Annotated in this window: 41 protein-coding genes; 36 read left to right on the forward strand and 5 right to left on the reverse strand. The window is 39.9% G+C overall.

The genetic code is table 11. The annotated features are described in order from the left end of the window. Window positions 1-57: 57 nt before the first annotated feature. The 5 genes from MKX69_RS00250 to rpiA form a co-directional block, all read right to left on the reverse strand. A complete protein-coding gene (locus tag MKX69_RS00250) occupies window positions 58-993 on the reverse strand; it encodes an IS3 family transposase (RefSeq protein WP_419761010.1) in 936 nt (311 codons plus the stop codon). Next, window positions 903-1,484 carry a transposase gene (locus MKX69_RS14065; protein ID WP_341008892.1) on the reverse strand — a complete coding sequence of 194 codons (582 nt, stop codon included), beginning with the start codon at window positions 1,482-1,484 and terminating at the stop codon, window positions 903-905. The genes MKX69_RS00250 and MKX69_RS14065 overlap by 91 nt, the downstream gene beginning before the upstream one ends. Window positions 1,485-1,577: 93 nt before the next feature. After that, a complete protein-coding gene (locus MKX69_RS00255; RefSeq protein WP_202764930.1) occupies window positions 1,578-2,264 on the reverse strand; it encodes a 2,3-diphosphoglycerate-dependent phosphoglycerate mutase in 687 nt (228 codons plus the stop codon). Window positions 2,265-2,435: 171 nt separating this feature from the next. Further along, window positions 2,436-3,017: a recombinase family protein gene (locus tag MKX69_RS00260; protein ID WP_341008240.1), complete on the reverse strand. Its 582-nt coding sequence runs from the start codon at window positions 3,015-3,017 to the stop codon at window positions 2,436-2,438. A 132-nt stretch (window positions 3,018-3,149) separates the two neighbouring features. Further along, window positions 3,150-3,833, reverse strand: a complete 684-nt coding sequence (gene rpiA / locus MKX69_RS00265; RefSeq protein WP_202764931.1) for a ribose-5-phosphate isomerase RpiA — start codon at window positions 3,831-3,833, stop codon at window positions 3,150-3,152. A 318-nt stretch (window positions 3,834-4,151) separates the two neighbouring features. On the opposite strand from rpiA, the gene rpsL reads away from it, so the two are divergent. From rpsL to MKX69_RS00445, 36 genes are all read left to right on the forward strand, one after another. Further along, window positions 4,152-4,565 (forward strand): 30S ribosomal protein S12, encoded by a 414-nt coding sequence (rpsL, locus tag MKX69_RS00270; protein ID WP_002294318.1) that lies wholly within the window; start codon window positions 4,152-4,154, stop codon window positions 4,563-4,565. Window positions 4,566-4,648: 83 nt separating this feature from the next. Continuing rightward, window positions 4,649-5,119: a 30S ribosomal protein S7 gene (gene rpsG, locus MKX69_RS00275; protein ID WP_002290440.1), complete on the forward strand. Its 471-nt coding sequence runs from the start codon at window positions 4,649-4,651 to the stop codon at window positions 5,117-5,119. A 93-nt stretch (window positions 5,120-5,212) separates the two neighbouring features. Continuing rightward, window positions 5,213-7,300 (forward strand): elongation factor G, encoded by a 2,088-nt coding sequence (gene fusA / locus MKX69_RS00280; protein ID WP_202764932.1) that lies wholly within the window; start codon window positions 5,213-5,215, stop codon window positions 7,298-7,300. A 171-nt stretch (window positions 7,301-7,471) separates the two neighbouring features. Continuing rightward, a complete protein-coding gene (gene tuf / locus MKX69_RS00285) occupies window positions 7,472-8,659 on the forward strand; it encodes an elongation factor Tu (protein ID WP_002290442.1) in 1,188 nt (395 codons plus the stop codon). A gap of 405 nt (window positions 8,660-9,064) precedes the next feature. Continuing rightward, a complete protein-coding gene (rpsJ, locus tag MKX69_RS00290) occupies window positions 9,065-9,373 on the forward strand; it encodes a 30S ribosomal protein S10 (RefSeq protein WP_002290443.1) in 309 nt (102 codons plus the stop codon). Between the two features lie 30 nt (window positions 9,374-9,403). Further along, on the forward strand, window positions 9,404-10,033 hold the full coding sequence (gene rplC / locus MKX69_RS00295; RefSeq protein ID WP_002290445.1) for a 50S ribosomal protein L3: 630 nt from the start codon (window positions 9,404-9,406) through the stop codon (window positions 10,031-10,033). A gap of 27 nt (window positions 10,034-10,060) precedes the next feature. Beyond that, window positions 10,061-10,684: a 50S ribosomal protein L4 gene (gene rplD / locus MKX69_RS00300; protein WP_202764933.1), complete on the forward strand. Its 624-nt coding sequence runs from the start codon at window positions 10,061-10,063 to the stop codon at window positions 10,682-10,684. Further along, entirely contained in the window at window positions 10,684-10,974 is a 291-nt protein-coding gene (gene rplW, locus MKX69_RS00305) for a 50S ribosomal protein L23 (protein ID WP_002290449.1), read from the forward strand. Before rplD ends, rplW begins: the two co-directional genes overlap by 1 nt. A gap of 38 nt (window positions 10,975-11,012) precedes the next feature. Further along, the gene (gene rplB / locus MKX69_RS00310; protein WP_002290451.1) at window positions 11,013-11,846 is read left to right on the forward strand and encodes a 50S ribosomal protein L2; all 834 of its coding nucleotides are present in this window, start codon (window positions 11,013-11,015) and stop codon (window positions 11,844-11,846) included. A gap of 42 nt (window positions 11,847-11,888) precedes the next feature. After that, entirely contained in the window at window positions 11,889-12,167 is a 279-nt protein-coding gene (gene rpsS, locus MKX69_RS00315) for a 30S ribosomal protein S19 (protein WP_002288655.1), read from the forward strand. 22 nt (window positions 12,168-12,189) lie between these two features. After that, a complete protein-coding gene (rplV, locus tag MKX69_RS00320; RefSeq protein ID WP_002288657.1) occupies window positions 12,190-12,537 on the forward strand; it encodes a 50S ribosomal protein L22 in 348 nt (115 codons plus the stop codon). Between the two features lie 13 nt (window positions 12,538-12,550). Next, window positions 12,551-13,207: a 30S ribosomal protein S3 gene (gene rpsC / locus MKX69_RS00325; RefSeq protein WP_002288659.1), complete on the forward strand. Its 657-nt coding sequence runs from the start codon at window positions 12,551-12,553 to the stop codon at window positions 13,205-13,207. A 2-nt stretch (window positions 13,208-13,209) separates the two neighbouring features. Continuing rightward, window positions 13,210-13,644: a 50S ribosomal protein L16 gene (gene rplP / locus MKX69_RS00330; RefSeq protein ID WP_002288661.1), complete on the forward strand. Its 435-nt coding sequence runs from the start codon at window positions 13,210-13,212 to the stop codon at window positions 13,642-13,644. Further along, complete coding sequence (gene rpmC, locus MKX69_RS00335; protein WP_002288664.1) at window positions 13,634-13,822, forward strand: 50S ribosomal protein L29; 189 nt, start codon at window positions 13,634-13,636, stop codon at window positions 13,820-13,822. Before rplP ends, rpmC begins: the two co-directional genes overlap by 11 nt. Before the next feature lie 24 nt (window positions 13,823-13,846). Further along, entirely contained in the window at window positions 13,847-14,113 is a 267-nt protein-coding gene (gene rpsQ / locus MKX69_RS00340; protein WP_002288668.1) for a 30S ribosomal protein S17, read from the forward strand. Between the two features lie 57 nt (window positions 14,114-14,170). Continuing rightward, complete coding sequence (gene rplN / locus MKX69_RS00345) at window positions 14,171-14,539, forward strand: 50S ribosomal protein L14 (protein ID WP_002288669.1); 369 nt, start codon at window positions 14,171-14,173, stop codon at window positions 14,537-14,539. A gap of 36 nt (window positions 14,540-14,575) precedes the next feature. After that, window positions 14,576-14,884: a 50S ribosomal protein L24 gene (rplX, locus tag MKX69_RS00350; protein WP_002288670.1), complete on the forward strand. Its 309-nt coding sequence runs from the start codon at window positions 14,576-14,578 to the stop codon at window positions 14,882-14,884. Window positions 14,885-14,911: 27 nt separating this feature from the next. Beyond that, window positions 14,912-15,451 carry a 50S ribosomal protein L5 gene (rplE, locus tag MKX69_RS00355; RefSeq protein ID WP_002288671.1) on the forward strand — a complete coding sequence of 180 codons (540 nt, stop codon included), beginning with the start codon at window positions 14,912-14,914 and terminating at the stop codon, window positions 15,449-15,451. A gap of 18 nt (window positions 15,452-15,469) precedes the next feature. Then, window positions 15,470-15,655 carry a type Z 30S ribosomal protein S14 gene (locus tag MKX69_RS00360; RefSeq protein WP_002288673.1) on the forward strand — a complete coding sequence of 62 codons (186 nt, stop codon included), beginning with the start codon at window positions 15,470-15,472 and terminating at the stop codon, window positions 15,653-15,655. A gap of 35 nt (window positions 15,656-15,690) precedes the next feature. After that, entirely contained in the window at window positions 15,691-16,089 is a 399-nt protein-coding gene (gene rpsH, locus MKX69_RS00365; RefSeq protein WP_002288675.1) for a 30S ribosomal protein S8, read from the forward strand. 31 nt (window positions 16,090-16,120) lie between these two features. Further along, the gene (rplF, locus tag MKX69_RS00370) at window positions 16,121-16,657 is read left to right on the forward strand and encodes a 50S ribosomal protein L6 (protein WP_341008250.1); all 537 of its coding nucleotides are present in this window, start codon (window positions 16,121-16,123) and stop codon (window positions 16,655-16,657) included. 160 nt (window positions 16,658-16,817) lie between these two features. Continuing rightward, window positions 16,818-17,174, forward strand: coding sequence for a 50S ribosomal protein L18 (rplR, locus tag MKX69_RS00375; RefSeq protein ID WP_002288679.1), 357 nt, complete (start codon window positions 16,818-16,820; stop codon window positions 17,172-17,174). Between the two features lie 20 nt (window positions 17,175-17,194). Next, a complete protein-coding gene (gene rpsE, locus MKX69_RS00380; RefSeq protein ID WP_002288681.1) occupies window positions 17,195-17,695 on the forward strand; it encodes a 30S ribosomal protein S5 in 501 nt (166 codons plus the stop codon). Window positions 17,696-17,709: 14 nt separating this feature from the next. Beyond that, window positions 17,710-17,889 carry a 50S ribosomal protein L30 gene (gene rpmD, locus MKX69_RS00385; protein WP_002288686.1) on the forward strand — a complete coding sequence of 60 codons (180 nt, stop codon included), beginning with the start codon at window positions 17,710-17,712 and terminating at the stop codon, window positions 17,887-17,889. 43 nt (window positions 17,890-17,932) lie between these two features. Continuing rightward, a complete protein-coding gene (gene rplO / locus MKX69_RS00390; protein WP_002288687.1) occupies window positions 17,933-18,373 on the forward strand; it encodes a 50S ribosomal protein L15 in 441 nt (146 codons plus the stop codon). Further along, on the forward strand, window positions 18,373-19,668 hold the full coding sequence (secY, locus tag MKX69_RS00395; RefSeq protein WP_200774578.1) for a preprotein translocase subunit SecY: 1,296 nt from the start codon (window positions 18,373-18,375) through the stop codon (window positions 19,666-19,668). Before rplO ends, secY begins: the two co-directional genes overlap by 1 nt. A 61-nt stretch (window positions 19,669-19,729) precedes the next feature. Continuing rightward, on the forward strand, window positions 19,730-20,377 hold the full coding sequence (locus MKX69_RS00400; RefSeq protein ID WP_002288690.1) for an adenylate kinase: 648 nt from the start codon (window positions 19,730-19,732) through the stop codon (window positions 20,375-20,377). Window positions 20,378-20,567: 190 nt separating this feature from the next. Further along, window positions 20,568-20,786 carry a translation initiation factor IF-1 gene (gene infA / locus MKX69_RS00405; protein WP_002288695.1) on the forward strand — a complete coding sequence of 73 codons (219 nt, stop codon included), beginning with the start codon at window positions 20,568-20,570 and terminating at the stop codon, window positions 20,784-20,786. Between the two features lie 32 nt (window positions 20,787-20,818). Then, window positions 20,819-20,935 (forward strand): 50S ribosomal protein L36, encoded by a 117-nt coding sequence (rpmJ, locus tag MKX69_RS00410; RefSeq protein WP_002288710.1) that lies wholly within the window; start codon window positions 20,819-20,821, stop codon window positions 20,933-20,935. A 17-nt stretch (window positions 20,936-20,952) separates the two neighbouring features. Then, complete coding sequence (rpsM, locus tag MKX69_RS00415; protein ID WP_002288713.1) at window positions 20,953-21,318, forward strand: 30S ribosomal protein S13; 366 nt, start codon at window positions 20,953-20,955, stop codon at window positions 21,316-21,318. Window positions 21,319-21,345: 27 nt separating this feature from the next. After that, complete coding sequence (gene rpsK, locus MKX69_RS00420) at window positions 21,346-21,735, forward strand: 30S ribosomal protein S11 (protein ID WP_002288714.1); 390 nt, start codon at window positions 21,346-21,348, stop codon at window positions 21,733-21,735. Between the two features lie 79 nt (window positions 21,736-21,814). After that, window positions 21,815-22,753, forward strand: a complete 939-nt coding sequence (locus tag MKX69_RS00425; RefSeq protein WP_002288715.1) for a DNA-directed RNA polymerase subunit alpha — start codon at window positions 21,815-21,817, stop codon at window positions 22,751-22,753. Between the two features lie 27 nt (window positions 22,754-22,780). Beyond that, window positions 22,781-23,161 carry a 50S ribosomal protein L17 gene (gene rplQ / locus MKX69_RS00430; protein ID WP_002288716.1) on the forward strand — a complete coding sequence of 127 codons (381 nt, stop codon included), beginning with the start codon at window positions 22,781-22,783 and terminating at the stop codon, window positions 23,159-23,161. A gap of 271 nt (window positions 23,162-23,432) precedes the next feature. Beyond that, the gene (locus tag MKX69_RS00435; protein ID WP_002288720.1) at window positions 23,433-24,272 is read left to right on the forward strand and encodes an energy-coupling factor ABC transporter ATP-binding protein; all 840 of its coding nucleotides are present in this window, start codon (window positions 23,433-23,435) and stop codon (window positions 24,270-24,272) included. Continuing rightward, a complete protein-coding gene (locus MKX69_RS00440; RefSeq protein WP_002288722.1) occupies window positions 24,248-25,117 on the forward strand; it encodes an energy-coupling factor ABC transporter ATP-binding protein in 870 nt (289 codons plus the stop codon). The genes MKX69_RS00435 and MKX69_RS00440 overlap by 25 nt, the downstream gene beginning before the upstream one ends. Then, window positions 25,107-25,904, forward strand: coding sequence for an energy-coupling factor transporter transmembrane component T family protein (locus tag MKX69_RS00445; protein WP_002288724.1), 798 nt, complete (start codon window positions 25,107-25,109; stop codon window positions 25,902-25,904). Before MKX69_RS00440 ends, MKX69_RS00445 begins: the two co-directional genes overlap by 11 nt. The last annotated feature ends 118 nt before the right edge of the window (window positions 25,905-26,022 follow it).

Consider the following 26,022-nt stretch of genomic DNA (forward strand, 5'->3'; position numbering starts at 1 on the left):
TAGACTTTTTTGGAGTGGAGAAATCCACTCCTTTTTTCATGCTCTAAAATGATATTTTTACACAACCGTTGCGGTTGTTTTACGAAATTGGACGGGACTTTGCCAGTTTAATTTCTGTTTTATCCGTTCATTATTGTAGTAATAGATATAGCTATCGATGGCTGATTTTAATTCCTCGAAACAGTTATAAACTTTCCCGTGAAAAATCTCTTGTTTTAATAAGCCAAAAAAATTCTCCATAAGTGAATTATCTAAGCAGTTCCCTTTCCGAGACATGCTTTGAAAGATTTTGTACTCCTTCAATTTGTTTCTATAAGCTTTCATTTGATACGCCCAACCTTGATCTGAGTGAAACGTACGACGATAGGGACAATCGTTAGTGGTCTGGATAGCTTCCTCCAAACCTTCCATTACCGCTAATGCATTGGGCTTTTCAGAGATACGATAGGATAAAATCTCACTATTGAACATATCCATAAAAGGATCTAGATACAATTTCTTTTGACGGATAATGCCTTTGGCATCCACTTCATGGTATTTAAATTCAGTTGTATCCGTCGTGATTTTCTGATGGCAGATACTGGTGTAGAAACGACGATGGATCCGATTTTTGGCTACTGCTCCGACTTGTCCTCGATAAGAATTGTAGCGCCGCGATTTACGTGTGTATGTCGTTACTTTTATTCCTAGCTTCTTGATCAGGCGCTGAACTTTCTTTTTATTGATAGAGAAACCGCGGTTTCTTAGTTCATTGGTCATCCGTAAACAGCCATAATCCTTGTGCTTCTCCCGAATTTTAAGCATTTCCGCTTCAATCTCTTGATCTGGATTTTTACGGTCCAATCGTTTTTGCCAGTACATAAAGGTTGCCTTAGGGAACTTTAAAGTTTCTAGAAGCTCAACTAATTTAAACGGTCCTCGGAGGCTTGCGATGATTCGTGCGATTGCTTCATTCGTCGTTGTTGGGCTTCCTGTTTTCGCAGCTTCCTCAATTCTTTTAAAAAGGCATTTTCAATTTGAAGGGAACGGACTCGTTTCTCCAACTCCTCGATGCGTTCACGTTCTTCAGACGTTGCTTTAGTTGTAGATTTTTTCTTATTTTTGGGTTCATTTTTCTTAGACAAGATAGGTGGACATCCTTTCGTTTTTGAGAGTCCATCGATCCCACCCTCACGGAATTGATGCATCCAACTAGCGATCAAATTAGGGTTGTTCATGTTAAGTGTGTTGGCAACTTCACGATAGGACAGCTCACTTGTTAGATATAACTCTATCGCATCCAGCTTAAATTGAACAGAATATTTTTTCTTTTGTCGCTTTCTTACTAGACCCTCTTCACCAAATTCTTGATAGGCATTGATCCAGCGCTTCACTTGTGATGGAGCCTTAATGGAATACTTCTTTGCCAGATAATCACTTCCGCCTTTGCCATCCAAATAATCATGAACGATCTTTAATTTAAGTTCAAAAGTATACTTAGCCATAAAAAATACCGACCTCCAAAAGTTAGATTTTTTGGTCTAACTTTTGGGGGTCGGTACACAAATCGTGTCACAGTCCCTTTTTTATAGTGTTTTTTATAGGTAGTATTTTTTAGCAACTGTTAAGTCATCATTTAATTCATAAACAAGTGGTTGACCTGTTGGAATTTCAAGATCCATGATGTCTTCGTCAGAGATACCTTCGATATGTTTAGCTAGGGCGCGTAATGAGTTACCATGTGCAGCTACTAAAACAGTTTTGTTGTCTAGTAATGCTGGAGCAATTGCATCTTGCCAGAATGGCAAAGCGCGTTCTAATGTCACTTTCAAGTTTTCTCCACCAGGAATATCGCGTTTGTCTAACATTGCGTAACGACGGTCATTTGCTGCAGAACCTTCGTCAGTTTCTTCCATTAATGGAGGAAGAGTATCGTAAGAACGACGCCAGATGTGTACTTGTTCGTCGCCGTATTTTTCAGCTGTTTCTTTTTTGTTCAAACCTTGTAATTTACCATAGTGACGTTCGTTTAAGCGCCATGATTTGATTTGTGGTACCCAAAGTTGATCTGAATATTCTAAGATCAAGTTACATGTTTTGATTGCACGAGTTAAAACAGAAGTGTAAGCAACATCAAATTCGATTCCAGCTTCTTTGATTTTGCGTCCGCCTTCTTTTGCTTCTTCGATTCCTTCTGGTGCTAGATTTACATCAGCCCAACCAGTAAATAGGTTCAATGCATTCCATTCACTAAGACCGTGACGAGAAAAAACTAATTTTGGCATGTTTAGCTCTCCTTTTAAGATAGGTTTATATTTCTGAAATTTTCAGTTCTGTTTTATTGTACAATTTTTTGGAAGAGATTTCCATCGAAAAATTAGATAAGATTCTATGAGAAAACAAGTAGAGAATATAAAAAAACGAACAGTGCCCACGCAACTGTTCGTTTTTAGGTATTAGATGCATAATTGCTCGATTTCTTTTTCAGGTAAATTGATATATTTATAACATGTTCCAACTGAAACACCGCATTTTGAAGAAATAAATTGGATCGTTTCTTTTTTTTCATAATAGAGACGTCGGATTTTTTTGATCGTTTTTGCATCGATTTTTGGTCTTCCGCCGATTTTTCCTTTTTTACGAGCTTCATCTAATCCAACTAATGTACGTTCTTTGATCAATGCGCACTCCATGTTTGCTAGGTTTTCCATTAATTGGAAATAGATTTTTCCCATTTCGCGCGTATCGATTCCTTCATCAAGACTAATCAAGTGTAGCCCGCGATCTTTTAATAATTGCGTGAGTTCTGTTAATTGCCGCGTAGATTTGCCTAATCGATGAAGTTGGCAAATGACTAGTGCATCGCCTTGTTGCATGTCAGCGATCACTGACTCCAAATGAACAGCAGTAGAATCATTTTGTTCCACTTCATATGTCTCATGGAAAATTTCTTGACAACCAAAGTCAGATAATTGATCAACCTGAGTTGTTAAATCGACGTCATTTATGGTTGTGCGTGCATAACCAATAATTTTCATGGTGATTCCTTTCTAGCAGTGATTTTCTAACTGGATATAACAGTAAAAATGTAGCATAAAGTACGTCAAAAAGATAGTTTTTTCGCAAATTTTCCGCTGTCTTTTTTTATTGGATGATCAAGCAGTTTTTCTTTATTTACGACAGATTGCGTCAAGAATCTCAACGCCTTTTTCTGAGCCGACAACTACTTTAGAAACCATGTTTAGGAAAAGCCCATGTTCTACTACCCCAACAAGTTCATCTAAATAGGTAGCTAAGCTTTCTGGCTGTTCGATGACTTCTAGATGCAGATCAATGATGTAATGACCACCATCTGTGGTTAGGACTTCTCCGTTTTCGTCTGTACGCAAGACAGGTTGGAATCCTTTTTCTTCAAAAATATGAAGTAGCTGTTGGGAGCCATAAGGGATCACTTCAACTGGGAGTGGGAACTCCCCAAGTTTATCGACTAATTTAGAAGAATCAACGATCCAAATCGTTTCTTTTGAGTACGTAGCGACTATTTTCTCGAAAAGCAAAGCAGCGCCGCCGCCTTTGATCCCTTGAAAATCAGCACTGATTTCATCAGCACCGTCTATTGTCAAATCGACTACGGGGACTTCATCAATACTCTTTAACGGTATTCCTAATTTTTTCGCTTGTTCTTTTGTCGCATTTGAAGTAGTAACTCCTGTGATACGTAAACCTTCTTCACGCATACGGCGACCAATCTCTTCTACCATATAATAGGCGGTTGAACCGGTCCCGAGACCTACGATCATCCCGTCCTTTACGAATTTCGCGGCTTCAATGCCAGCTAATTGTTTTAAATTCATCTTTGCGTCCACCTTTTTTTAGTTTGAGCATCGTGCTTTCCTCACTATTTTAGCGTGATTTACGGTAAAAAGATACCATTCTTTTTTATTCCAATAAAGCTTTTTCAAAAAAATCTGCATCTCTTGTTGACATGTTTTTTCATTCGTGATATTCTAACAAAGGTGCTTTATCTACAGGTTTCTGTGAAGAAACGTGCTGACTGTTTATCAAAGCATATTTGATAAGGATGCAGACATTGCATTTATTTTTTATCACAAAAAAAGAACCACCTGGATGTGTGGAACTAGACGCAAATCGTGGGAAGGAGGAAACAAGGAATGCCTACAATTAACCAATTAGTACGTAAACCTCGTAAATCAAAGGTGGAAAAATCTAATTCACCTGCTTTGAACAAAGGATATAACAGCTTTAAGAAAACTCAAACTAACGTAAACTCACCTCAAAAACGTGGGGTAGCAACTCGTGTGGGTACAATGACACCTAAAAAACCGAACTCAGCTTTACGTAAATATGCACGTGTTCGTTTGTCAAACTTAATTGAAGTTACTGCTTATATCCCAGGGATTGGTCATAACTTACAAGAACACAGTGTTGTATTATTACGCGGTGGTCGTGTAAAAGACTTACCAGGGGTACGTTACCATATCGTTCGCGGTGCTTTAGATACTGCTGGTGTTAACGACCGTAAACAAAGCCGTTCTAAATACGGAACTAAAAAACCTAAAGCTTAATTTTAATTATTAAACAAATGAAACTTGCTTCTATTATATAGAAGTAATTACTATGAACAATATTTCGGAAGGAGGAGTTACGGATGCCACGTAAAGGTCCTGTTGCAAAACGTGATGTTTTACCAGATCCTATTTATAACTCAAAATTAGTAACTCGCTTGATCAACCGTGTAATGGTTGACGGAAAACGCGGGATTGCAGCTAACATTATCTATAATGCCTTTGACTTGATCAAAGAATCTACAGGTAACGATCCATTAGAAGTGTTTGAACAAGCAATGAAAAACGTTCAACCTGTTCTTGAAGTTAAAGCACGTCGTGTTGGGGGTTCAAACTACCAAGTACCAGTTGAAGTTCGCCCTGAACGCCGCGTTACTCTAGGTCTTCGTTGGGTAGTAAACTACGCTCGCTTGCGCGGTGAACACACAATGGAAGAACGCTTAGCAAAAGAAATCATGGATGCTGCAAACAACACAGGTGCTTCTGTTAAAAAACGTGAAGACACTCATAAAATGGCTGATGCCAACCGTGCGTTTGCTCACTATCGCTGGTAAGATTCTCTCTGTTTGGTCGGCTTTTATAAGTCGACCTCAGATAGTGTCCTTATTTTTAGCAACTAGATAGTAAAGAGAGGAGAAACAAGGAGAATGACCAGAGAATTTTCTTTACAAAATACTCGTAATATCGGTATCATGGCCCACATCGATGCTGGTAAAACGACTGTTACTGAACGTATCTTGTACTACACTGGTAAAATCCATAAAATTGGTGAAACTCATGAAGGAGCTTCACAAATGGATTGGATGGAACAAGAGCAAGAACGTGGTATTACGATCACTTCTGCTGCTACTACAGCACAATGGAAGGGTCACCGAATCAACATCATCGACACACCAGGACACGTAGACTTCACAGTTGAAGTTGAACGTTCATTGCGTGTACTTGATGGTGCTGTAACTGTTCTTGATGCACAATCAGGTGTTGAACCTCAAACTGAAACAGTTTGGCGTCAAGCAACAACTTATGGTGTACCTCGTATCGTATTTGCAAACAAAATGGACAAGATCGGTGCTGACTTCTTATATTCAGTATCAACTTTACATGACCGTTTGCAAGCAAACGCTCACCCAATCCAATTACCAATTGGTGCGGAAGACGACTTCACAGGAATTATCGACCTTGTAACAATGAAAGCTGAAATGTATACAAACGATCTTGGAACAGAGATCGAAGAAACAGAAATTCCTGAAGAATACCGCGAATTAGCTGAAGAATGGCGCGAAAAATTGGTTGAAGCTGTAGCTGAAACTGATGAAGAACTTACTTTGAAATACTTAGAAGGTGAAGAAATCACTGAAGCTGAGTTAAAAGAAGGTATCCGTCGCGCAACAGTTAACGTAGAATTCTACCCAGTACTATGTGGTTCAGCATTTAAGAACAAAGGGGTTCAATTACTATTGGACGCTGTTCTTGATTACTTGCCATCACCGTTAGATATCCCAGCTATCAAAGGGATTGACCCTAAAACTGATGAAGAAGTAGAACGTCCTGCAGACGACAGCGCTCCTTTCTCAGCTTTAGCATTTAAAGTTATGACTGACCCATTCGTAGGTCGTTTAACTTTCTTCCGTGTGTACTCTGGTGTTTTACAATCAGGTTCATACGTACAAAACGCAACAAAAGGCAAACGTGAACGTGTTGGTCGTATCCTACAGATGCATGCCAACTCTCGTTCAGAAATCTCTGAAGTTTACGCTGGAGATATCGCTGCTGCTGTTGGTTTGAAAGACACAACTACTGGGGACACACTATGTGATGAAAAGAGTCTAGTTATTCTTGAATCCATGGAATTCCCAGAACCAGTTATCCAAGTCGCTATTGAACCTAAATCAAAAGCTGACCAAGATAAAATGGGTGTGGCTTTACAAAAACTATCTGAAGAAGATCCTACTTTCCGTGCTGAAACAAACGTGGAAACAGGCGAAACAATCATCGCTGGTATGGGTGAACTTCACTTAGATATCATCGTTGACCGTATGCGTCGTGAATTCAAAGTTGAAGCTAACGTAGGTGCGCCTCAAGTATCTTACCGTGAAACTTTCCGTGCTGGCACTCAAGCCGAAGGTAAGTTTGTACGTCAGTCTGGTGGTAAAGGTCAATACGGTCACGTATGGATTGAATTTACACCAAATGAAGAAGGTGCTGGTTTCGAATTTGAAAATGCGATCGTCGGTGGGGTTGTTCCTCGTGAATACATTCCAGCTGTTGAAACTGGTTTGAAAGATGCTATGGAAAATGGTGTCTTAGCTGGCTATCCATTAGTAGATATCAAAGCTAAACTTTACGATGGTTCATACCATGATGTCGATTCAAATGAAACTGCCTTCCGTGTTGCTGCTTCTATGGCATTACGTGCAGCAGCTAAGAAAGCTAATCCAGTAATCCTTGAACCAATCATGGCTGTAGAAGTTGTTATCCCTGAAGATTACTTAGGTGATGTTATGGGTCACGTAACTGCTCGTCGTGGACGTGTTGAAGGTATGGAAGCTCGCGCTGGCGGCCAACAAGTTGTTCGTGCGATGGTTCCACTTGCTGAAATGTTTGGTTATGCTACAACTCTTCGTTCTGCTACTCAAGGTCGTGGTACATTTACAATGACATTTGACCACTACGAAGATGTACCAAAATCAGTACAAGAAGAAATCATTAAGAAAAACGGCGGAAAAGCTGAATAATTTCTTAAAACCGGATAGTCCTGCAAAGAGATTATCCAAAGAGACTATATTTTTAATATAGTTTCGTGTAAAATAATTATCGATGATATGGGCATGTGGTGTACCTTGTGTACATCATATACCTATCAGACAAATAAAAAATATATTGTATTTTTAGGAGGACATTTTAAAATGGCAAAAGAAAAATTTGACCGTTCTAAACCACACGTTAACATTGGTACTATCGGACACGTTGACCATGGTAAAACTACATTAACAGCTGCAATCACAACTGTACTATCTAAGAAAAACGGCGGCCAAGCTATGGCTTACGATCAAATCGATGGTGCTCCAGAAGAACGCGAACGCGGAATCACAATCTCAACAGCTCACGTTGAGTATGAAACAGATACACGCCACTACGCTCACGTTGACTGCCCAGGACACGCGGACTACGTTAAAAACATGATCACTGGTGCTGCTCAAATGGACGGAGCTATCTTGGTAGTTTCTGCTGCTGACGGCCCAATGCCTCAAACTCGTGAACACATCCTATTGTCTCGCCAAGTTGGTGTTCCTTACATCGTTGTATTCTTGAACAAAGTAGACATGGTTGATGACGAAGAATTACTAGAATTAGTTGAAATGGAAGTTCGTGACCTATTAACAGAATACGAATTCCCTGGTGACGATGTTCCTGTAGTTGCTGGATCAGCTTTGAAAGCTCTAGAAGGCGACGCTTCATACGAAGAAAAAATTCTTGAATTAATGGCTGCAGTTGACGAATACATCCCAACTCCAGAACGTGACAACGACAAACCATTCATGATGCCAGTTGAAGACGTGTTCTCAATTACTGGACGTGGTACTGTTGCTACAGGTCGTGTTGAACGTGGACAAGTTCGCGTTGGTGACGAAGTTGAAGTTGTTGGTATTGCTGAAGAAACTTCAAAAACAACAGTTACTGGTGTTGAAATGTTCCGTAAATTGTTAGACTACGCTGAAGCTGGAGACAACATTGGTGCTTTACTACGTGGTGTTGCACGTGAAGACATCCAACGTGGACAAGTTTTAGCTAAACCAGGTACAATCACACCTCATACAAAATTCTCTGCAGAAGTATACGTGTTGACAAAAGAAGAAGGTGGACGTCATACTCCATTCTTCACTAACTACCGTCCACAATTCTACTTCCGTACAACTGACGTAACAGGTGTTGTTGAATTACCAGAAGGAACTGAAATGGTTATGCCTGGCGACAACGTAACAATGGAAGTTGAATTAATCCACCCAATCGCTATCGAAAACGGTACTAAATTCTCAATCCGTGAAGGCGGACGTACAGTTGGTGCCGGTGTCGTTACAGAAATCAAAGCTTAATTCACTTAAGTTTTAAAGTAAAGCAACATTTATTCGGACGTAATCGCTCGGAACGAAGGTCTTAGGATCTTTGTTCCGAGCTTTTTTATTTATTGCAGGATCAGGGAAAAAGACAGGAGCATTATAATAGAAGAAACACGAAATAAAAGAGTCAGTATTTTCTAAATGAAACTTTATGAAAACAAAATGTTTTTTACAAGAAAAAGCCTTGCTTTGTGAGTTTATATATATTATAATGACAAAGGTGCGTTTACTTTAGTGAATTGCACAGACGTAATCAGAATGATTTCGTCGGCTAAGAAACGAGAGGTTGCGACACGCCCGGACGCTTTGCCACGAACGAGCGTGACGGAAATTTTCGTGGAGCTATGTCTACTTTTCAAAATAGGCGAAGGAGGGAACAATATGGCAAAACAAAAAATTCGTATCCGTTTAAAAGCGTATGAACACCGTATTTTAGATCAATCAGCGGATAAAATCGTGGAAACTGCAAAAAGAACTGGAGCTAGCGTGTCTGGTCCAATTCCATTACCAACTGAACGCAGTCTTTACACAATCATCCGTGCGACTCATAAATACAAAGATTCACGCGAACAATTCGAAATGCGTACACACAAACGTCTTATCGACATTGTGAACCCAACACCAAAAACTGTTGATGCTTTGATGAAGCTAGACTTACCATCTGGTGTAAACATCGAAATCAAATTATAAAACTAAAACAAAAATAATGGAGGTGTACTCATGACCAAAGGAATCTTAGGGAAAAAAGTGGGAATGACACAAATCTTCACTGAATCTGGTGAATTAATTCCAGTAACTGTTGTAGAAGCTACTCCAAACGTAGTACTACAAGTGAAAACAATGGAAACGGATGGCTACGAAGCTATTCAAGTTGGTTACCAAGATATGCGTGAAGTTTTATCAAACAAACCTGCGAAAGGTCATGTTGCAAAAGCAAACACGGCTCCTAAGCGCTTCATTCGTGAATTCAAAAATGTTGAGCTAGGAGAATATGAAGTAGGAAAAGAAATTACAGTAGATGTTTTCCAAGCAGGAGACATTATTGATGTAACAGGTACTACGAAAGGTAAAGGATTCCAAGGGGTTATCAAACGCCACGGACAAAGCCGCGGACCAATGGCTCACGGTTCTCGTTACCATCGTCGTCCTGGGTCAATGGGTCCAGTTGCACCTAACCGTGTATTTAAAAACAAACGTCTTGCTGGCCGTATGGGTGGCAACCGCGTAACTATCCAAAACTTGGAAGTTGTACGTGTCGATGCAGAAAGAAATGTTATCTTGATCAAAGGTAATGTTCCTGGAGCTAAAAAATCTTTAATCACTATCAAATCAGCTGTGAAAGCTAAATAATTGTAGGAAGAAAGGAGGAACTAAGGAATGCCGAATGTAGCATTATTCAAACAAGATGGAAGCCAAAACGGTGAAATCACACTTAACGAAGAAATCTTCGGAATTGAACCTAATGAAAGTGTTGTTTACGATGCAATCGTAATGCAACGTGCGTCATTAAGACAAGGAACACACGCGGTTAAAAACCGTAGCGCTGTTCGTGGCGGTGGACGTAAACCATGGCGTCAAAAAGGAACAGGTCGTGCACGTCAAGGATCTATCCGCTCACCACAATGGCGTGGAGGTGGCGTAGTCTTTGGACCAACACCACGTTCTTACAGCTACAAACTTCCTAAAAAAGTTCGTCGTTTAGCAATGAAATCTGTATTGTCAGAAAAAGTTGCTGAAAACAACTTGGTAGCAATCGAAGGCTTAAACTTCGACGCACCAAAAACAAAAGAATTCAAACAAGTTCTTGCTAACTTATCTATCGACTCTAAAGTATTGGTTGTTCTAGAAAAAGGTAACGACTTTGCTGCTTTATCAGCACGTAACTTACCAAACGTTTCTGTAGTAACTTCTGATAATGTGAGTGTGCTAGACGTTGTATCAAATACAAAAGTGTTAGTAACACAAACTGCTCTTACTCAAATTGAGGAGGTGCTTGCATAATGAACTTACTAGACGTAATCAAACGCCCAGTGATCACTGAAAAATCAATGCTTGCCATGGATGACAAGAAATACACTTTTGAAGTGGACACTCGCGCAAACAAAACTTTAGTAAAACAAGCGGTAGAAGCTGCTTTTGACGTTAAAGTCAAAAACGTTAACATCGTGAACGTACGTGCGAAATTCAAACGTATGGGCAAATATGCAGGATATACAAAAAAACGTCGCAAAGCGATCGTTACATTGACTGAAGATTCAAAAGAAATCCAATTATTCGAAGCTGCTGAATAAGCACTAATAGATAACTCATTAAATTAGGAGGGAAAAACGTGGCGATTAAAAAGTACAAACCTACCTCAAATGGTCGTCGTAACATGACAGGTTCTGATTTTGCTGAAATCACAACATCAACACCTGAAAAATCATTGTTACAACCATTGAAAAACCATGCTGGACGTAACAACAACGGCCGCATCACTGTACGTCATCAAGGTGGCGGACACAAACGCCAATATCGCGTGATCGACTTCAAACGTAACAAAGATAACGTTGTTGCAACTGTTCAAACAATCGAATATGATCCAAACCGTTCAGCTAACATCGCGTTAGTACACTATGAAGATGGAGTGAAAGCTTACATCTTAGCACCTAAAGGACTAGAAGTGGGTATGAAACTTGTTTCAGGTCCAGAAGCAGATATCAAAGTCGGAAATGCTCTTCCATTAGAAAACATTCCAGTTGGTACTGTTATCCACAACATTGAAATGAAACCTGGTAAAGGTGGACAATTGATCCGTTCTGCTGGTACAAGTGCTCAAGTACTTGGTAAAGAAGGCAAATACGTATTGATCCGCTTGAACTCTGGTGAAGTTCGTATGATCTTAGCTGCATGCCGCGCAACAATCGGTTCTGTAGGTAACGAACAACACGAATTAATCAACATCGGTAAAGCTGGACGCTCTCGTTGGATGCGTAAACGCCCAACTGTACGTGGTAGCGTAATGAACCCTAATGATCACCCACACGGTGGTGGTGAAGGTAAAGCTCCTATCGGACGTAAAGCACCAGTTTCTCCTTGGGGTCAACCAGCTCTTGGTTACAAAACTCGTAACAAAAAAGCTAAATCAGACAAACTTATTGTTCGTCGTCGCAAAAATAAATAATTACTTTGACCATGTGTCGCACATTTTGAGAGGAGGTTCACCATGGGTCGTAGTTTAAAGAAAGGACCTTTTGTCGATGAGCATTTAATGAAAAAAGTTGAAGCTCAAGCAGGGGTTGAAAAGAAAAAAGTTATCAAAACTTGGTCACGCCGTTCAACAGTTTTCCCAAGTTTTGTTGGATATACCATCGCAGTTTATGATGGACGTAAACATGTACCAGTTTACATCCAAGAAGACATGGTAGGACACAAATTAGGTGAATTTGCACCTACAAGAACTTATCGTGGACATGCTGCTGACGATAAGAAAACGAAACGCTAATTTGAGGGGAGGATAAATCCAAATGGCAGAACAAATCACATCAGCTAAAGCAACTGCAAAAACAGTTCGCACTTCACCTCGAAAAGCCCGTTTAGTAATTGACCTTATCAGAGGTAAAAGTGTCGCAGATGCAATTTCAATCTTGAAATTCACACCAAACAAATCTGCTGGAATCATTGAAAAAGTATTGATGTCAGCAGTTGCGAATGCAGAAAATAACTTTGACTTAGATGTTGAAAACTTGGTAGTAAGCGAAGCTTTTGTTAACGAAGGACCTACAATGAAACGTTTCCGTCCTCGTGCAAAAGGATCAGCTTCTCCAATCAACAAACGTACAAGTCATATCACGGTAGTCGTATCAGAAAAATAAGGAGGGATAATCAGTGGGTCAAAAAGTACATCCAATTGGAATGCGTGTAGGCATCATCCGCGACTGGGATGCTAAATGGTATGCTGAAAAAGAGTATGCTGAGTTCTTACACGAAGATTTAAGAATCCGTAAATTTATTTCAACTAAACTTGCTGATGCTGCTGTATCAACAGTTGAAATCGAACGCGCAACAGGTCGCGTAAACATTTCAATTCACACAGCTAAACCAGGTATGGTTATTGGTAAAGGCGGTTCTGAAGTCGAAAGCCTAAGAAAAGAATTAAACAAATTAACTGGTAAAAGAATCCATATCAATATCGTGGAAATCAAAAAACCAGATCTAGATGCAAAATTAGTAGGTGAAGGAATCGCACGTCAATTAGAAAACCGTGTTGCTTTCCGTCGCGCTCAAAAACAAGCCATCCAACGCTCAATGCGTGCTGGCGCTCAAGGGATCAAAACTCAAGTATCTGGTCGTCTAAACGGAGCAGATATCGCTCGTTCAGAAGGATACTCAGAAGGAACTGTTCCTCTTCATACTTTACGTGCGGACATTGATTACGCATGGGAAGAAGCAGATACAACATACGGAAAACTAGGAGTTAAAGTGTGGATCTATCGTGGAGAAATTCTTCCAACTAAAAAAAACACTGAGAAAGGAGGGAAATAATCATGTTAGTACCTAAACGTGTAAAACACCGTCGTGAATTCCGCGGAAAAATGCGCGGGGAAGCTAAAGGCGGAAAAGAAGTAGCATTCGGTGAATACGGTTTGCAAGCTGTTGATTCACATTGGATCACAAACCGCCAAATCGAAGCTGCTCGTATCGCAATGACTCGTTACATGAAACGTGGTGGGAAAGTATGGATTAAAATTTTCCCTCACAAATCTTATACTGCCAAAGCAATTGGGGTACGTATGGGTTCTGGTAAAGGGGCACCTGAAGGATGGGTTGCACCAGTAAAACGTGGTAAAATCATGTTTGAAATCGCAGGCGTTCCTGAAGAAGTAGCTCGTGAAGCGTTACGTCTAGCTTCTCACAAATTACCAATGAAAACTAAGATCGTAAAACGTGAGGAAATGGGTGGTGAATCGAATGAAGGTTAAAGAAATCAGAGAATTAACCACTGCCGAAATGCTTGATCAAGAAAAACAATTAAAAGAAGAATTGTTTAATCTTAGATTCCAATTAGCAACAGGTCAATTAGAAAACACTGCACGTATTAAAGAAGTACGTAAATCGATTGCACGCATCAAAACTGTGTTGCGTGAACAAGCTAAGTAATTATGGAAGGAGGCCATTAAGCGTATGACTGAAGGAAGAAATCAACGCAAAGTTTATCAAGGTCGCGTGGTTTCAGACAAAATGGATAAAACAATTACCGTTGCTGTCGAAACAAAGAAAAACCACCCTATCTATGGCAAACGTATGAACTATTCTAAGAAATACAAAGTGCATGATGAAAACAACACAGCAAAAGTTGGCGACATCGTGAGAATTATGGAAACTCGTCCATTATCAGCTACAAAACGTTTCCGTTTGTTGGAAGTAGTCGAAGAAGCAGTTATTATCTAATAACACGAGATTTTCCTATATAGATTGAATGCAAAATCTGAAAGGAGGATACACAACGTGATCCAAGCAGAAAGTCGTTTAAAAGTCGCTGATAACTCAGGCGCACGTGAAATTTTGACGATCAAAGTCCTTGGTGGATCTGGTCGTAAAACTGCTAACATCGGTGATGTGATCGTTGCTACGGTTAAACAAGCAACGCCAGGTGGGGTTGTCAAAAAAGGTGACGTCGTTAAAGCCGTTATCGTTCGAACAAAATCAGGAGCTCGTCGTACAGACGGTTCATATATTAAATTTGATGAAAATGCTGCAGTGATTATTCGTGATGATAAAAGCCCTCGTGGAACACGTATCTTTGGGCCAGTTGCACGTGAACTACGTGAAAACAACTTCATGAAGATCGTTTCACTAGCACCAGAAGTTTTATAATCTTGAGACACTTATCAAAGGAGGTGCGAAACAGTTATGTTTGTTAAAAAAGGCGATAAAGTTAAAGTTATCACTGGAAAAGACAAAAACAAAGAAGGCGTTGTACTAGCAGCGTTCCCGAAAAAAGATAAAGTTATTGTCGAAGGTGTAAATGTCGTTAAAAAACACCAAAAACCTTCTCAAGCTGCTCCTCAAGGTGGAATTGTTGAGATGGAAGCGCCAATTCATGTTTCTAACGTGATGGTGGTTGACTCTACTGGTGTAGCTGGCCGAGTTGGCTACAAAGAAGTAGACGGCAAAAAAGTCCGTGTTTCTAAAAAAACCGGTGAAGTTTTAGATAAATAAAAGTTTAAGGAAGGAGGGTCTTACTGAATGAACCGCCTAAAAGAAAAATATCTTAAAGAAGTAACTCCATCATTGATGGAAAAATTTAACTATAGCTCTGTTATGCAAACACCTAAAGTTGAAAAAATCGTCATCAACATGGGTGTTGGTGATGCGGTATCAAACGCTAAAAACTTAGATAAAGCAGTTGAAGAATTAACTTTGATCACTGGTCAAAAACCAATGATTACAAAAGCTAAAAAATCAATCGCTGGATTCCGTTTACGTGAAGGAATGCCAATTGGTGCAAAAGTTACATTGCGCGGAGAAAGAATGTACGAATTCTTAGACAAATTGGTTTCTGTTTCACTACCACGTGTACGTGACTTCCATGGTGTAAGTAAAAAAGCCTTTGACGGTCGTGGAAACTATACTTTAGGTATTAAAGAACAATTGATCTTCCCAGAAGTAGATTATGATTTAGTAGATAAAGTACGTGGTATGGACATCGTTATTGTAACAACAGCAAACTCTGATGAAGAATCTCGTGAGTTGTTGACACAATTAGGCATGCCATTCCAAAAATAATTAAAGGAGGCGAACTACGTGGCTAAAAAATCAATGATTGCTAAAAACAAACGTCCTGCAAAATTTTCAACACAAGCTTATACTCGTTGCGAACGTTGCGGACGTCCACATTCAGTTTATCGTAAGTTCCATCTTTGCCGTATTTGCTTCCGCGAACTTGCCTATAAAGGTCAAATTCCCGGCGTGAAGAAAGCTAGCTGGTAAAAAGTAAATTCGCATAAGAAGGAGGTAAAAGATCAATGGTCATGACAGATCCAATTGCAGATTTTCTAACTCGTATCCGTAACGCAAACATGGTTAAACATGAGTCTTTAGAAGTACCTGCATCAAAAATTAAACGTGACATCGCTGAAATCTTGAAACGTGAAGGTTTCGTTCGTGATGTTGAATACATCGAAGATGACAAACAAGGCGTGATCCGTGTTTTCCTAAAATTTGGTAAAAACGGCGAACGTGTTATCACAAACTTAAAACGTATCTCTAAACCAGGTTTGCGTGCTTATGTCAAAGCTGACGAAGTACCAAAAGTATTGAACGGTTTAGGTATCGCAATCATTTCGACTTCTGAAGGTGTTGTCACTGATAAAGAAGCTCGTGAAAAAAATATCGGCGGCGAAGTTATCGCTTACGTATGGTAATCAAGTAGAATCTACAAGGAGGTGTCTTTAAGTGAGCCGTATCGGAAATAAAGTCGTTGTTATCCCTGAAGGAGTAACAGTTACTCAAGACGGAAACAACGTTACAGTTAAAGGACCAAAAGGTGAATTGACTCGTACTTTTTCAGCAGATATCAAAATGAATATCGAAGGAAACGAAGTAACTTTCACTCGTCCAAACGACAGTAAAGAAATGAAAACAATTCATGGAACAACTCGTGCGAACTTCAACAACATGGTTATAGGTGTCAGCGAAGGTTTCCAAAAAGCGTTAGAACTAATCGGGGTTGGGTACCGTGCACAATTACAAGGATCAAAACTTGTATTGAACGTTGGTTACTCACATCCAGTAGAAATCACACCACCAGCTGGAGTAACTGTTGAAGTACCAGCTAACACACAAGTAATTGTTAAAGGTGCGAACAAAGAAGAAGTTGGCGAATTAGCTGCAAACATTCGTGGAACTCGTCCTCCAGAACCTTATAAAGGTAAAGGTATTCGTTATGTTGGCGAATATGTACGCCGTAAAGAAGGTAAAACTGGTAAATAATCGTTTAGAAAAATTGCATAGAAGCCAGCAGCAGGAAAAAGGCATTTGGCTGAAGTTTACCTTCAAAAAAATACATTTTTACTTGTGCCGCAGCTTCTATTTTTCGAAACGTATTTACTGCTTGAAATAGTAGTACAATAAAAATAAAGAGGTGACAATTGTGATTACAAAACCAGATAAGAACAAAACACGTCAAAAGAGACATCGTCGTGTACGTAACAATATCTCTGGTACTGCTGAGCGCCCACGCTTGAACGTTTTTCGTTCTAACAAAAACATCTACGCTCAAATTATTGATGACGTAGCGGGTGTAACGCTAGCAAGTGCCTCTACCTTGGATAAAGAAATTTCAGGTGGAACAAAAACAGAAGCAGCACAAGCTGTCGGTAAACTAGTTGCTGAACGTGCAGCTGAAAAAGGCATTAAAGTAGTAGTCTTTGACCGTGGTGGATACCTTTACCATGGCCGTGTGCAAGCTTTAGCTGAAGCTGCTCGCGAAAATGGACTAGAATTTTAGAAGAAGGAGGAATACCATTCATGGTTTATATCGATCCAAAACATTTGGAATTAGAAGACCGCGTTGTTGCAATTAACCGTGTAACAAAAGTTGTTAAAGGTGGACGTCGTCTACGTTTTGCTGCTTTAGTTGTTGTCGGTGACAAAAACGGACACGTAGGATTTGGTACAGGTAAAGCTCAAGAAGTTCCTGAAGCAATCCGTAAAGCAATTGAAGATGCGAAGAAAAACTTAGTTGAAGTACCTATGGTTGGTTCAACAATCCCACACGAAGTAATCGGTGCTTTTAGTGGTGGTAGAATCCTAATGAAACCTGCTGTAGAAGGTTCTGGGGTTGCTGCTGGTGGACCAGTTCGTGCCGTATTAGAATTAGCTGGGGTAGCAGATATCACTTCTAAATCTTTAGGCTCAAATACACCAATCAACGTTGTTCGCGCAACAGTTGAAGGTTTGAAACAATTGAAACGTGCAGAAGAAGTTGCAGAACTTCGCGGCAAATCAGTTGAAGAATTAATCGGATAAGGAGGACAACAATAATGGCTGAATTAAAAGTTACTTTAAAACGCAGTATTATCGGACGTCCTCAAAACCAACGCGATACAGTTAAAGCGTTAGGTCTTACAAAGATTAACAGTTCAGTGGTTAAGCCTTCTAATGAAGCAATTAAAGGCATGATCAATACTGTTTCTCACCTAGTGGACGTTGAAGAAATTTAATTTAGAAAAATCATAACTAGAACATTAAGGAGGTGCCAAACCTATGAAACTTCATGAATTAAAACCTGCTGAAGGTTCACGCCAAGTACGTAACCGTGTTGGTCGTGGTACTTCATCTGGTAACGGAAAAACTGCCGGACGCGGACAAAAAGGACAAAAAGCTCGTTCAGGCGGCGGTGTGCGTTTAGGATTTGAAGGGGGACAAACACCATTGTTCCGTCGTTTACCAAAACGAGGATTCACAAACGTGAACCGTAAAGACTATGCAGTCATTAATCTTGATGTATTGAACCGCTTTGAAGACGGAGCTGAAGTAACTCCTGTTGCTTTAGTTGAAGCTGGAATCGTGAAAAACGAAAAAGCTGGAATCAAAGTATTAGCTAATGGGGAACTAAACAAGAAATTAACTGTGAAAGCAGCAAAATTCTCTAAAGCAGCTCAAGAAGCAATTGAAGCGGCTGGTGGATCAATCGAGGTGATCTAATGTTTAGACTATTAAAAGATGCTTTTAAAGTAAAAGACATTAGATCGAAAATCCTATTTACTGTATTTGTGTTGTTTGTATTTCGCCTAGGTGCACATATTACTGTACCAGGCGTAAATGCTGCTTCATTGCAAAACCTTTCTTCTTTGCCATTTTTCAACATGTTGAACTTGGTAAGTGGTAGTGCGATGCAAAACTTTTCCATTTTCTCAATGGGGGTTTCACCATACATTACTGCTTCTATCGTCATTCAGCTTCTTCAAATGGACATCGTGCCTCGATTTGTTGAATGGTCGAAACAAGGGGAAGTTGGTCGTAAAAAACTGAATCAAGCGACTCGATATCTGACATTAGTATTGGCATTTATCCAATCTGTCGGTATCACTGCTGGATTCAATCAATACGCTCAATTAGGTTTCGTGAATAATCCTAACGTAGCAACTTACGTAACGATCGGTTTGATTCTAACAGCCGGTACGATGTTTGTTACTTGGCTAGGAGAACAGATCACAGAAAAAGGTATCGGAAATGGCGTATCAATGATCATTTTTGCAGGTATCATTTCTAGATTGCCTGAAAGTATCAGAGAAATTTATGAAGATTACTTTATAAATATTGATCCTTCAGAAATATGGAAATCTGCTATTTTTGTGGCCATTTTACTAGTAGCGGTCTTGTTGATCGTGACATTCGTAACATTTTTCCAACAAGCTGAACGCAAGATCCCGATCCAATATACGAAACGCGTAGCTGGCGCGCCTACAAGTAGCTATCTGCCGTTGAAAGTAAATGCAGCTGGAGTTATTCCAGTTATCTTTGCTAGTTCGTTTATTGCTACGCCAAATGCTGTTTTACAAGCATTGAGCGGTAGATTCGGTTCTGAAAACTGGTACAAAGTGATGATGGAGATCTTTAACTATAATACAGCACCTGGTGCTACGATTTATACGATTCTGATCGTTGCCTTCACTTTCTTCTACGCCTTTGTTCAAGTAAACCCTGAGAAATTAGCGGAAAACTTGCAAAAGCAAGGAAGTTATATACCAAGCGTACGCCCTGGTAAGGGGACTGAAGAGTATGTCTCAAGATTACTGATGCGTTTAAGTACAGTTGGTGCAGTCTTCCTTGGTTTAGTGGCATTGCTTCCAATCATTGCTCAAATGGTTTGGGATCTTCCACAATCAATCGGATTAGGCGGTACAAGCTTACTGATCGTTATCGGTGTAGCTTTAGAAACTGCGAAACAGTTAGAAGGCTTAATGCTGAAACGTAAATATGTTGGATTCATTGAGTAAGAAAGCGTGTTGAGGTTTTCCCTCAACACACGTTCTCACACATTTATTAGGAGGGAAAACAATGAACCTCATTTTAATGGGGCTGCCAGGCGCAGGTAAAGGAACACAAGCTGAAAAAATCATTGATGCTTATGGTATTCCGCACATCTCAACAGGAGATATGTTCCGCGCAGCGATGCAAAACGAAACAGCTCTTGGCCTGGAAGCAAAGTCTTATATGGATAAAGGTGCATTAGTTCCTGATGAAGTAACAAATGGAATCGTGAAAGAGCGACTAGCTGAACCAGATACAGAGAAAGGCTTCTTATTAGATGGCTTTCCACGTACGCTAGATCAAGCAAAAGCTCTGGACGCAATGCTAAAAGATTTGAATAAAAAAATTGATGCTGTCATCGATATCCATGTTGGTGAAGAAATCTTGGTCGAACGTCTAGCCGGCCGATTTATCTGCAGCAATTGTGGAGCAACTTACCATAAAATTTTCAACCCTACAAAAGTTGAAGACACATGTGATCGTTGCGGTGGGCATGAATTCTATCAAAGAGAAGATGATAAACCTGAGACGGTTAAAAATCGTCTGGCTATCAACATCAAAAATAGTGAACCAATCTTGGCTTATTATAAAGAACAAGGTTTGCTAAACACTATTGATGGTGCTCGTGAAATCGATGCTGTATTTGCAGATGTACAAAAAATCATTGAAAAATAGCACGATTGCCCGTAGCCGACTTGCATTATGCAGTTACTCTTGTCAAGTTCAATAAATTATGATAGAATATGTCAGTCCGACTTCTAGAGAATCCTCTAGATGATCCATTTTGAGAATTTTGAGGTGGGAACTGCAGTTTCCGCCATTTTATCGTGTGAAAATGCGAAACAAGTACAAGGAGGTACTGTGCGTGGCAAAAGAAGATATGATTGAAGTCGAAGGTACAGTCGTCGAAACTTTGCCGAATGCAATGTTTAAAGTTGAACTAGAAAACGGACACCAAGTTCTTGCTACTGTTTCAGGTAAAATTCGTATGCATTACATCCGTATCTTACCTGGTGACAAAGTAACGGTTGAATTGTCTCCATACGATCTTAACCGTGGCCGTATTACTTATCGCTTTAAATAATTGTACTCCGTAAAACTACAGGAGGTATTATCATGAAAGTAAGACCATCAGTAAAACCAATGTGCGAACATTGTAAAGTAATTCGTCGTAAAGGACGCGTTATGGTGATTTGCCCAGCAAATCCAAAACATAAACAACGTCAAGGATAATTGGAGGTGCTATAAATATGGCTCGTATTGCAGGAGTAGATATTCCTCGTGATAAACGTGTAGTAGTTTCACTTACTTATATCTATGGTATTGGTAACACTACTGCTAAAAAGATCTTAGCTGATGCTGGTGTATCTGAAGATGTTCGCGTTCGTGAATTAACGAATGAACAAACAGATGCTATCCGTGCAGAAGTAGATAAATTAAAAGTTGAAGGGGATCTTCGTCGTGAAGTGAACTTGAACATCAAACGTTTGATGGAAATCGGTTCTTACCGTGGAATCCGTCATCGCCGTGGATTGCCTGTTCGTGGACAAAACACGAAAAACAATGCACGTACTCGTAAAGGCCCAGCTCGCGCTATCGCTGGCAAGAAAAAATAATTCTTAAGTGAAGGAGGTTAAAACTTCATGGCAGCAAAAAAAGTGAATCGTAAACGCCGTGTGAAGAAGAATATAGAAGCAGGTATTGCACATATCCATTCTACATTCAATAACACTATCATCATGATCACTGATACTCACGGAAATGCATTAGCGTGGTCATCAGCTGGTTCATTAGGTTTCAAAGGAAGCAAAAAATCAACTCCTTTTGCCGCTCAAATGGCAGCAGAAACTGCTACAAAAGCAGCAATGGAACACGGATTAAAGACTGTTGAAGTAACAGTTAAAGGACCTGGTTCTGGACGTGAAGCAGCAATTCGTTCATTACAAGCTACAGGTTTAGAAGTGACTGCAATTCGTGACGTGACTCCAGTTCCTCATAATGGTGCCCGCCCTCCAAAACGCCGTCGTGTTTAATGAGTGCCGCTCATTTTGAGTTTTATCAGTAACGTCATTGAACAAGACACTTTTCGTTTTGAAAGGGGTAAAGATAAGAATGATTGAGTTCGAAAAACCAAGAATCGCAAAAATTGATGAAGAAAAAGATTATGGCAAGTTCATCGTTGAACCTCTTGAAAGAGGGTATGGGACTACTTTAGGGAATTCCCTACGTCGTATTTTATTATCTTCTTTGCCAGGTGCTGCCATCACTAATATTCAAATCGATGGTGTACTGCATGAATTCTCTACCATCAAAGGTGTTAGAGAAGACGTCACTCAAATCATCTTGAACATTAAAGGCTTAGCGCTGAAAATGTATGGCCAAGAAGAAAAAACCCTTGAAATCGATATTACCGGACCTGCTACAGTAACTGCTGGCGATATTATCGTTGATAGTGATGTAGAAATTCTTAACAAAGATATGTACATCTGTAGTGTCTCTGAAGGAGCTACGTTCCATGCTCGCTTAACAGTGAAACCTGGACGTGGTTATGTTCAAGCAGATGAAAATAAAAAAGAAGATATGCCAATTGGCGTTCTTCCAGTCGATTCAATCTACACACCTGTTCGTCGTGTGAACTATCAAGTTGAGAACACACGTGTTGGACACCGTGAAGATTTTGATAAATTGACGATGGAGATTTGGACAGATGGTTCAATTGAACCGTTGGAAGCAATGAGTTTGTCTGCGAAAATCATGACTGAACATTTGGATATTTTTGTGAACTTAACTGATGAAGCAAAAAATGCTGAAATCATGGTCGAAAAAGAAGAAACACAAAAAGAAAAAATGTTGGAAATGACGATCGAAGAGTTAGACTTGTCTGTTCGCTCTTACAATTGTTTAAAACGTGCAGGAATCAATACTGTACAAGAACTTACAAATAAATCTGAGCCTGAAATGATCAAAGTCCGTAACTTAGGACGTAAATCATTAGAAGAAGTTAAAGCAAAATTGCACGACTTAGGTTTAGGTTTACGTAAAGAAGATTAAAACCTTTTACGAAGGAGGGAAACCAACGTGAGTTATCGTAAACTAGGACGCACATCTAGCCAACGTAAAGCGATGTTGCGTGATTTAACAACTGATTTATTAATCAACGAACGTATTGTGACTACTGAAGCTCGTGCGAAAGAAGTTCGCTCAACTGCAGAAAAAATGATCACTTTAGGTAAACGCGGAGATTTGCATGCACGTCGTCAAGCTGCGGCTTTCGTACGTAATGAAGTTGCCAGCGTGCGTGAAGAAAATGAGGACATCGTCATTGAATCAGCTTTACAAAAACTGTTCAACGATATTGCACCTCGTTACGCAGAACGTCAAGGCGGATACACACGCATTTTGAAGACAGAACCAAGACGCGGTGATGGTGCACCAATGGTTGTCTTAGAACTTGTCTAAAATCACACTAATAACATCACTTTATAGATGATTCTTTTAGAGTGTTATGATGTTGGAAGATATTTTTCCGAGTCTAGCTCAGCGCTGCTCCTCAAGCGAATATCGCTTGGGGAGTAAGCACTCATCATAAAGTGTTTTTTTATACCTTCAATTACCTGTCATGACAGATATGTTTGAAGGCATAAAAAAACATTTTAAGCGAGAAATAATTGAAAATTTTGTCTTTTTTTGATAGTGTTAGTAGGAACTTTAGGATGAAGAAGGAGTAATCATGGAGCCAATTATTGAATTAGAAAAGATAAATTATAAATACCAGCCAGATGATCTTCGCCCCGCATTGAAAGATGTCTCCTTTACAATTGATAAAGGTGAGTGGATCGCTATTATTGGACACAATGGTTCAGGAAAATCGACACTTGCCAAAACGATTAATGGATTGCTTCTGCCAGAATCAGGGATCGTGAAAGTGGGAAATCAAATATTGGATGAAGAAAATATTTGGACGATCCGACAGATGGTTGGAATGGTTTTTCAAAATCCAGACAATCAGTTCGTTGGTTCGACAGTAGAAGATGACGTTGCTTTTGGTCTTGAAAATCAAGGGATTCCCAGAGAAGAAATGCTAGTGCGTGTGAAAGATGCACTTGAGAAAGTTAGAATGGCTGAGTTTGCTTCACGCGAGCCTGCTCGTTTATCAGGAGGGCAAAAACAACGTGTTGCCATTGCCGGCGTGGTTGCCTTACGACCTGATATCATTATTTTAGATGAAGCAACCAGTATGCTAGATCCAGAAGGTCGCGAAGAAGTGATCTCTACGATCAAGAAGATCAAAGAAGAAAGCCAATTGACCGTTATATCTATCACTCATGATATTGATGAAGCAGCTAATGCCAATCGGATACTAGTGATGAGACAAGGAGAACTTGTCCGCGAAGGTACACCAAAAGAAATTTTTTCTGCTGGTCCTGAACTGATCGACTTAGGTCTAGATCTACCATTTCCTGAAAAACTGAAGAGCGCACTGAAAGAACGTGGAGTTGATGTGCCCAGTGAATATATGACAGAAGAAAGGATGGTGGATTGGTTATGGACATCCGTTTTGAACAAGTAGACTTCACTTATCAGCCGAATACACCATTTGAACAAAGAGCCTTATTTGACATCAATATGACGATCAAAGAAAACAGTTATACTGCATTAGTAGGGCATACCGGAAGCGGAAAATCAACCTTACTTCAGCATTTGAATGCGCTTGTTAAGCCAACAAGCGGTACAGTCCATATTGGAGAACGAGATATTCAGCCGGATACGGATAATAAGAATTTAAAGCCCATCCGAAAAAAAGTTGGCATCGTCTTTCAGTTTCCAGAAGCACAGCTATTCGAAGAAACGGTAGCAAAAGACATTGCTTTCGGTCCTAAAAACTTTGGTGTCAGCGAAGAAGAAGCACTAGTCCTAGCAAAAGAAACATTAGAACAAGTTGGGCTGGATGAAAGCTATTTGGAACGTTCGCCATTTGAACTTTCAGGAGGGCAAATGCGTAGAGTAGCAATCGCTGGTGTGCTTGCCATGAGGCCGGAAGTACTTGTATTGGATGAACCAACGGCAGGACTTGATCCCCAGGGTAGAAAAGAAATGATGGAGATGTTTTGGCGTCTTCATAAGGAACAACAGATCACTATTGTATTAGTTACGCATTTAATGGATGATGTAGCCAATTTTGCAGATTATGTCTATGTGTTGGAAAAGGGACGAATCGTTAATAGCGGGGAGCCGCAAGAGGTCTTTCAAAACATTGAATGGCTAAAAGAAAAACAACTAGGCGTACCTACTGCCACCGAGTTTGCAGAAGAATTAATGGCTAAAGGGATGAACTTTGCTACCTTGCCTTTGACAGCTGAAGAATTAGCAGACGCTATCGTCCATTATGCTGGAGGAAATGCCCATGATGAATAAATTGATATTTGGTCGTTATATGCCTGGAGATTCCTTGATCCATCGATTGGATCCCCGAGCTAAATTATTAGCCAGTTTTTATTTTATCGGAATCATTTTTTTAGCAAATAATTGGGAAACGTACCTTTTGTTGGCATTTTTCACATTACTTTCTGTCTTCTTGTCAAAAGTAGATTTGAAATTTTTTATCCGAGGCATTCGCCCATTGATCTGGCTAATCCTCTTCACTGTAGCTTTGCAGGTCTTGTTTACAAGTGGCGGAGAAACTTATTGGAGTTGGGGTGTTTTCCATATCACTGAATTTGGTGTGATGAACGGCCTCTTTATTTTCTGTCGATTCGTGTTGATCATTTTTATGTCGACTCTACTCACGCTTACTACACCGCCTTTGGAATTATCGGATGCGATTGAGTACTTGCTTCGTCCATTGAAAGCCGTACGGTTCCCAGTCCACGAAATTTCATTGATGCTGTCGATTGCTCTTCGTTTTGTGCCTACATTGATGGACGAAACAGAAAAGATCATGAACGCTCAGCGCGCTCGCGGTGTTGATTTTGGTGAAGGAAACCTAGTTCAGAAAATGAAAGCAGTCATTCCTTTGCTGATTCCTTTATTTGTCAGCAGCTTCAACCGTGCGGAAGATCTTGCGACTGCTATGGAAGCAAGAGGCTACAAAGGTGGGGAAGGAAGAACGAAATATCGTGTATTGCATTGGCATAATAGAGACACGATGGTTATTATTGCTTTTGTATTATTAACTGTGCTACTGATCTTTTTAAGAGGATAAACGTTCAGTGGGCCGCTATCTATTCTTTTCTTGCTGATCTGTTTGGAAGAAAGGATGCGAGCAGTGTATGACAAGAAATATTAGGGTCTGTGGCAGACTAAGGTCACAGGCCTCTTTC

Origin of the sequence: Enterococcus sp. FSL R5-0957 (assembly GCF_038008005.1) — a bacterium.
GTDB classification, from domain to species: Bacteria; Bacillota; Bacilli; order Lactobacillales; family Enterococcaceae; genus Enterococcus_B; species Enterococcus_B faecium.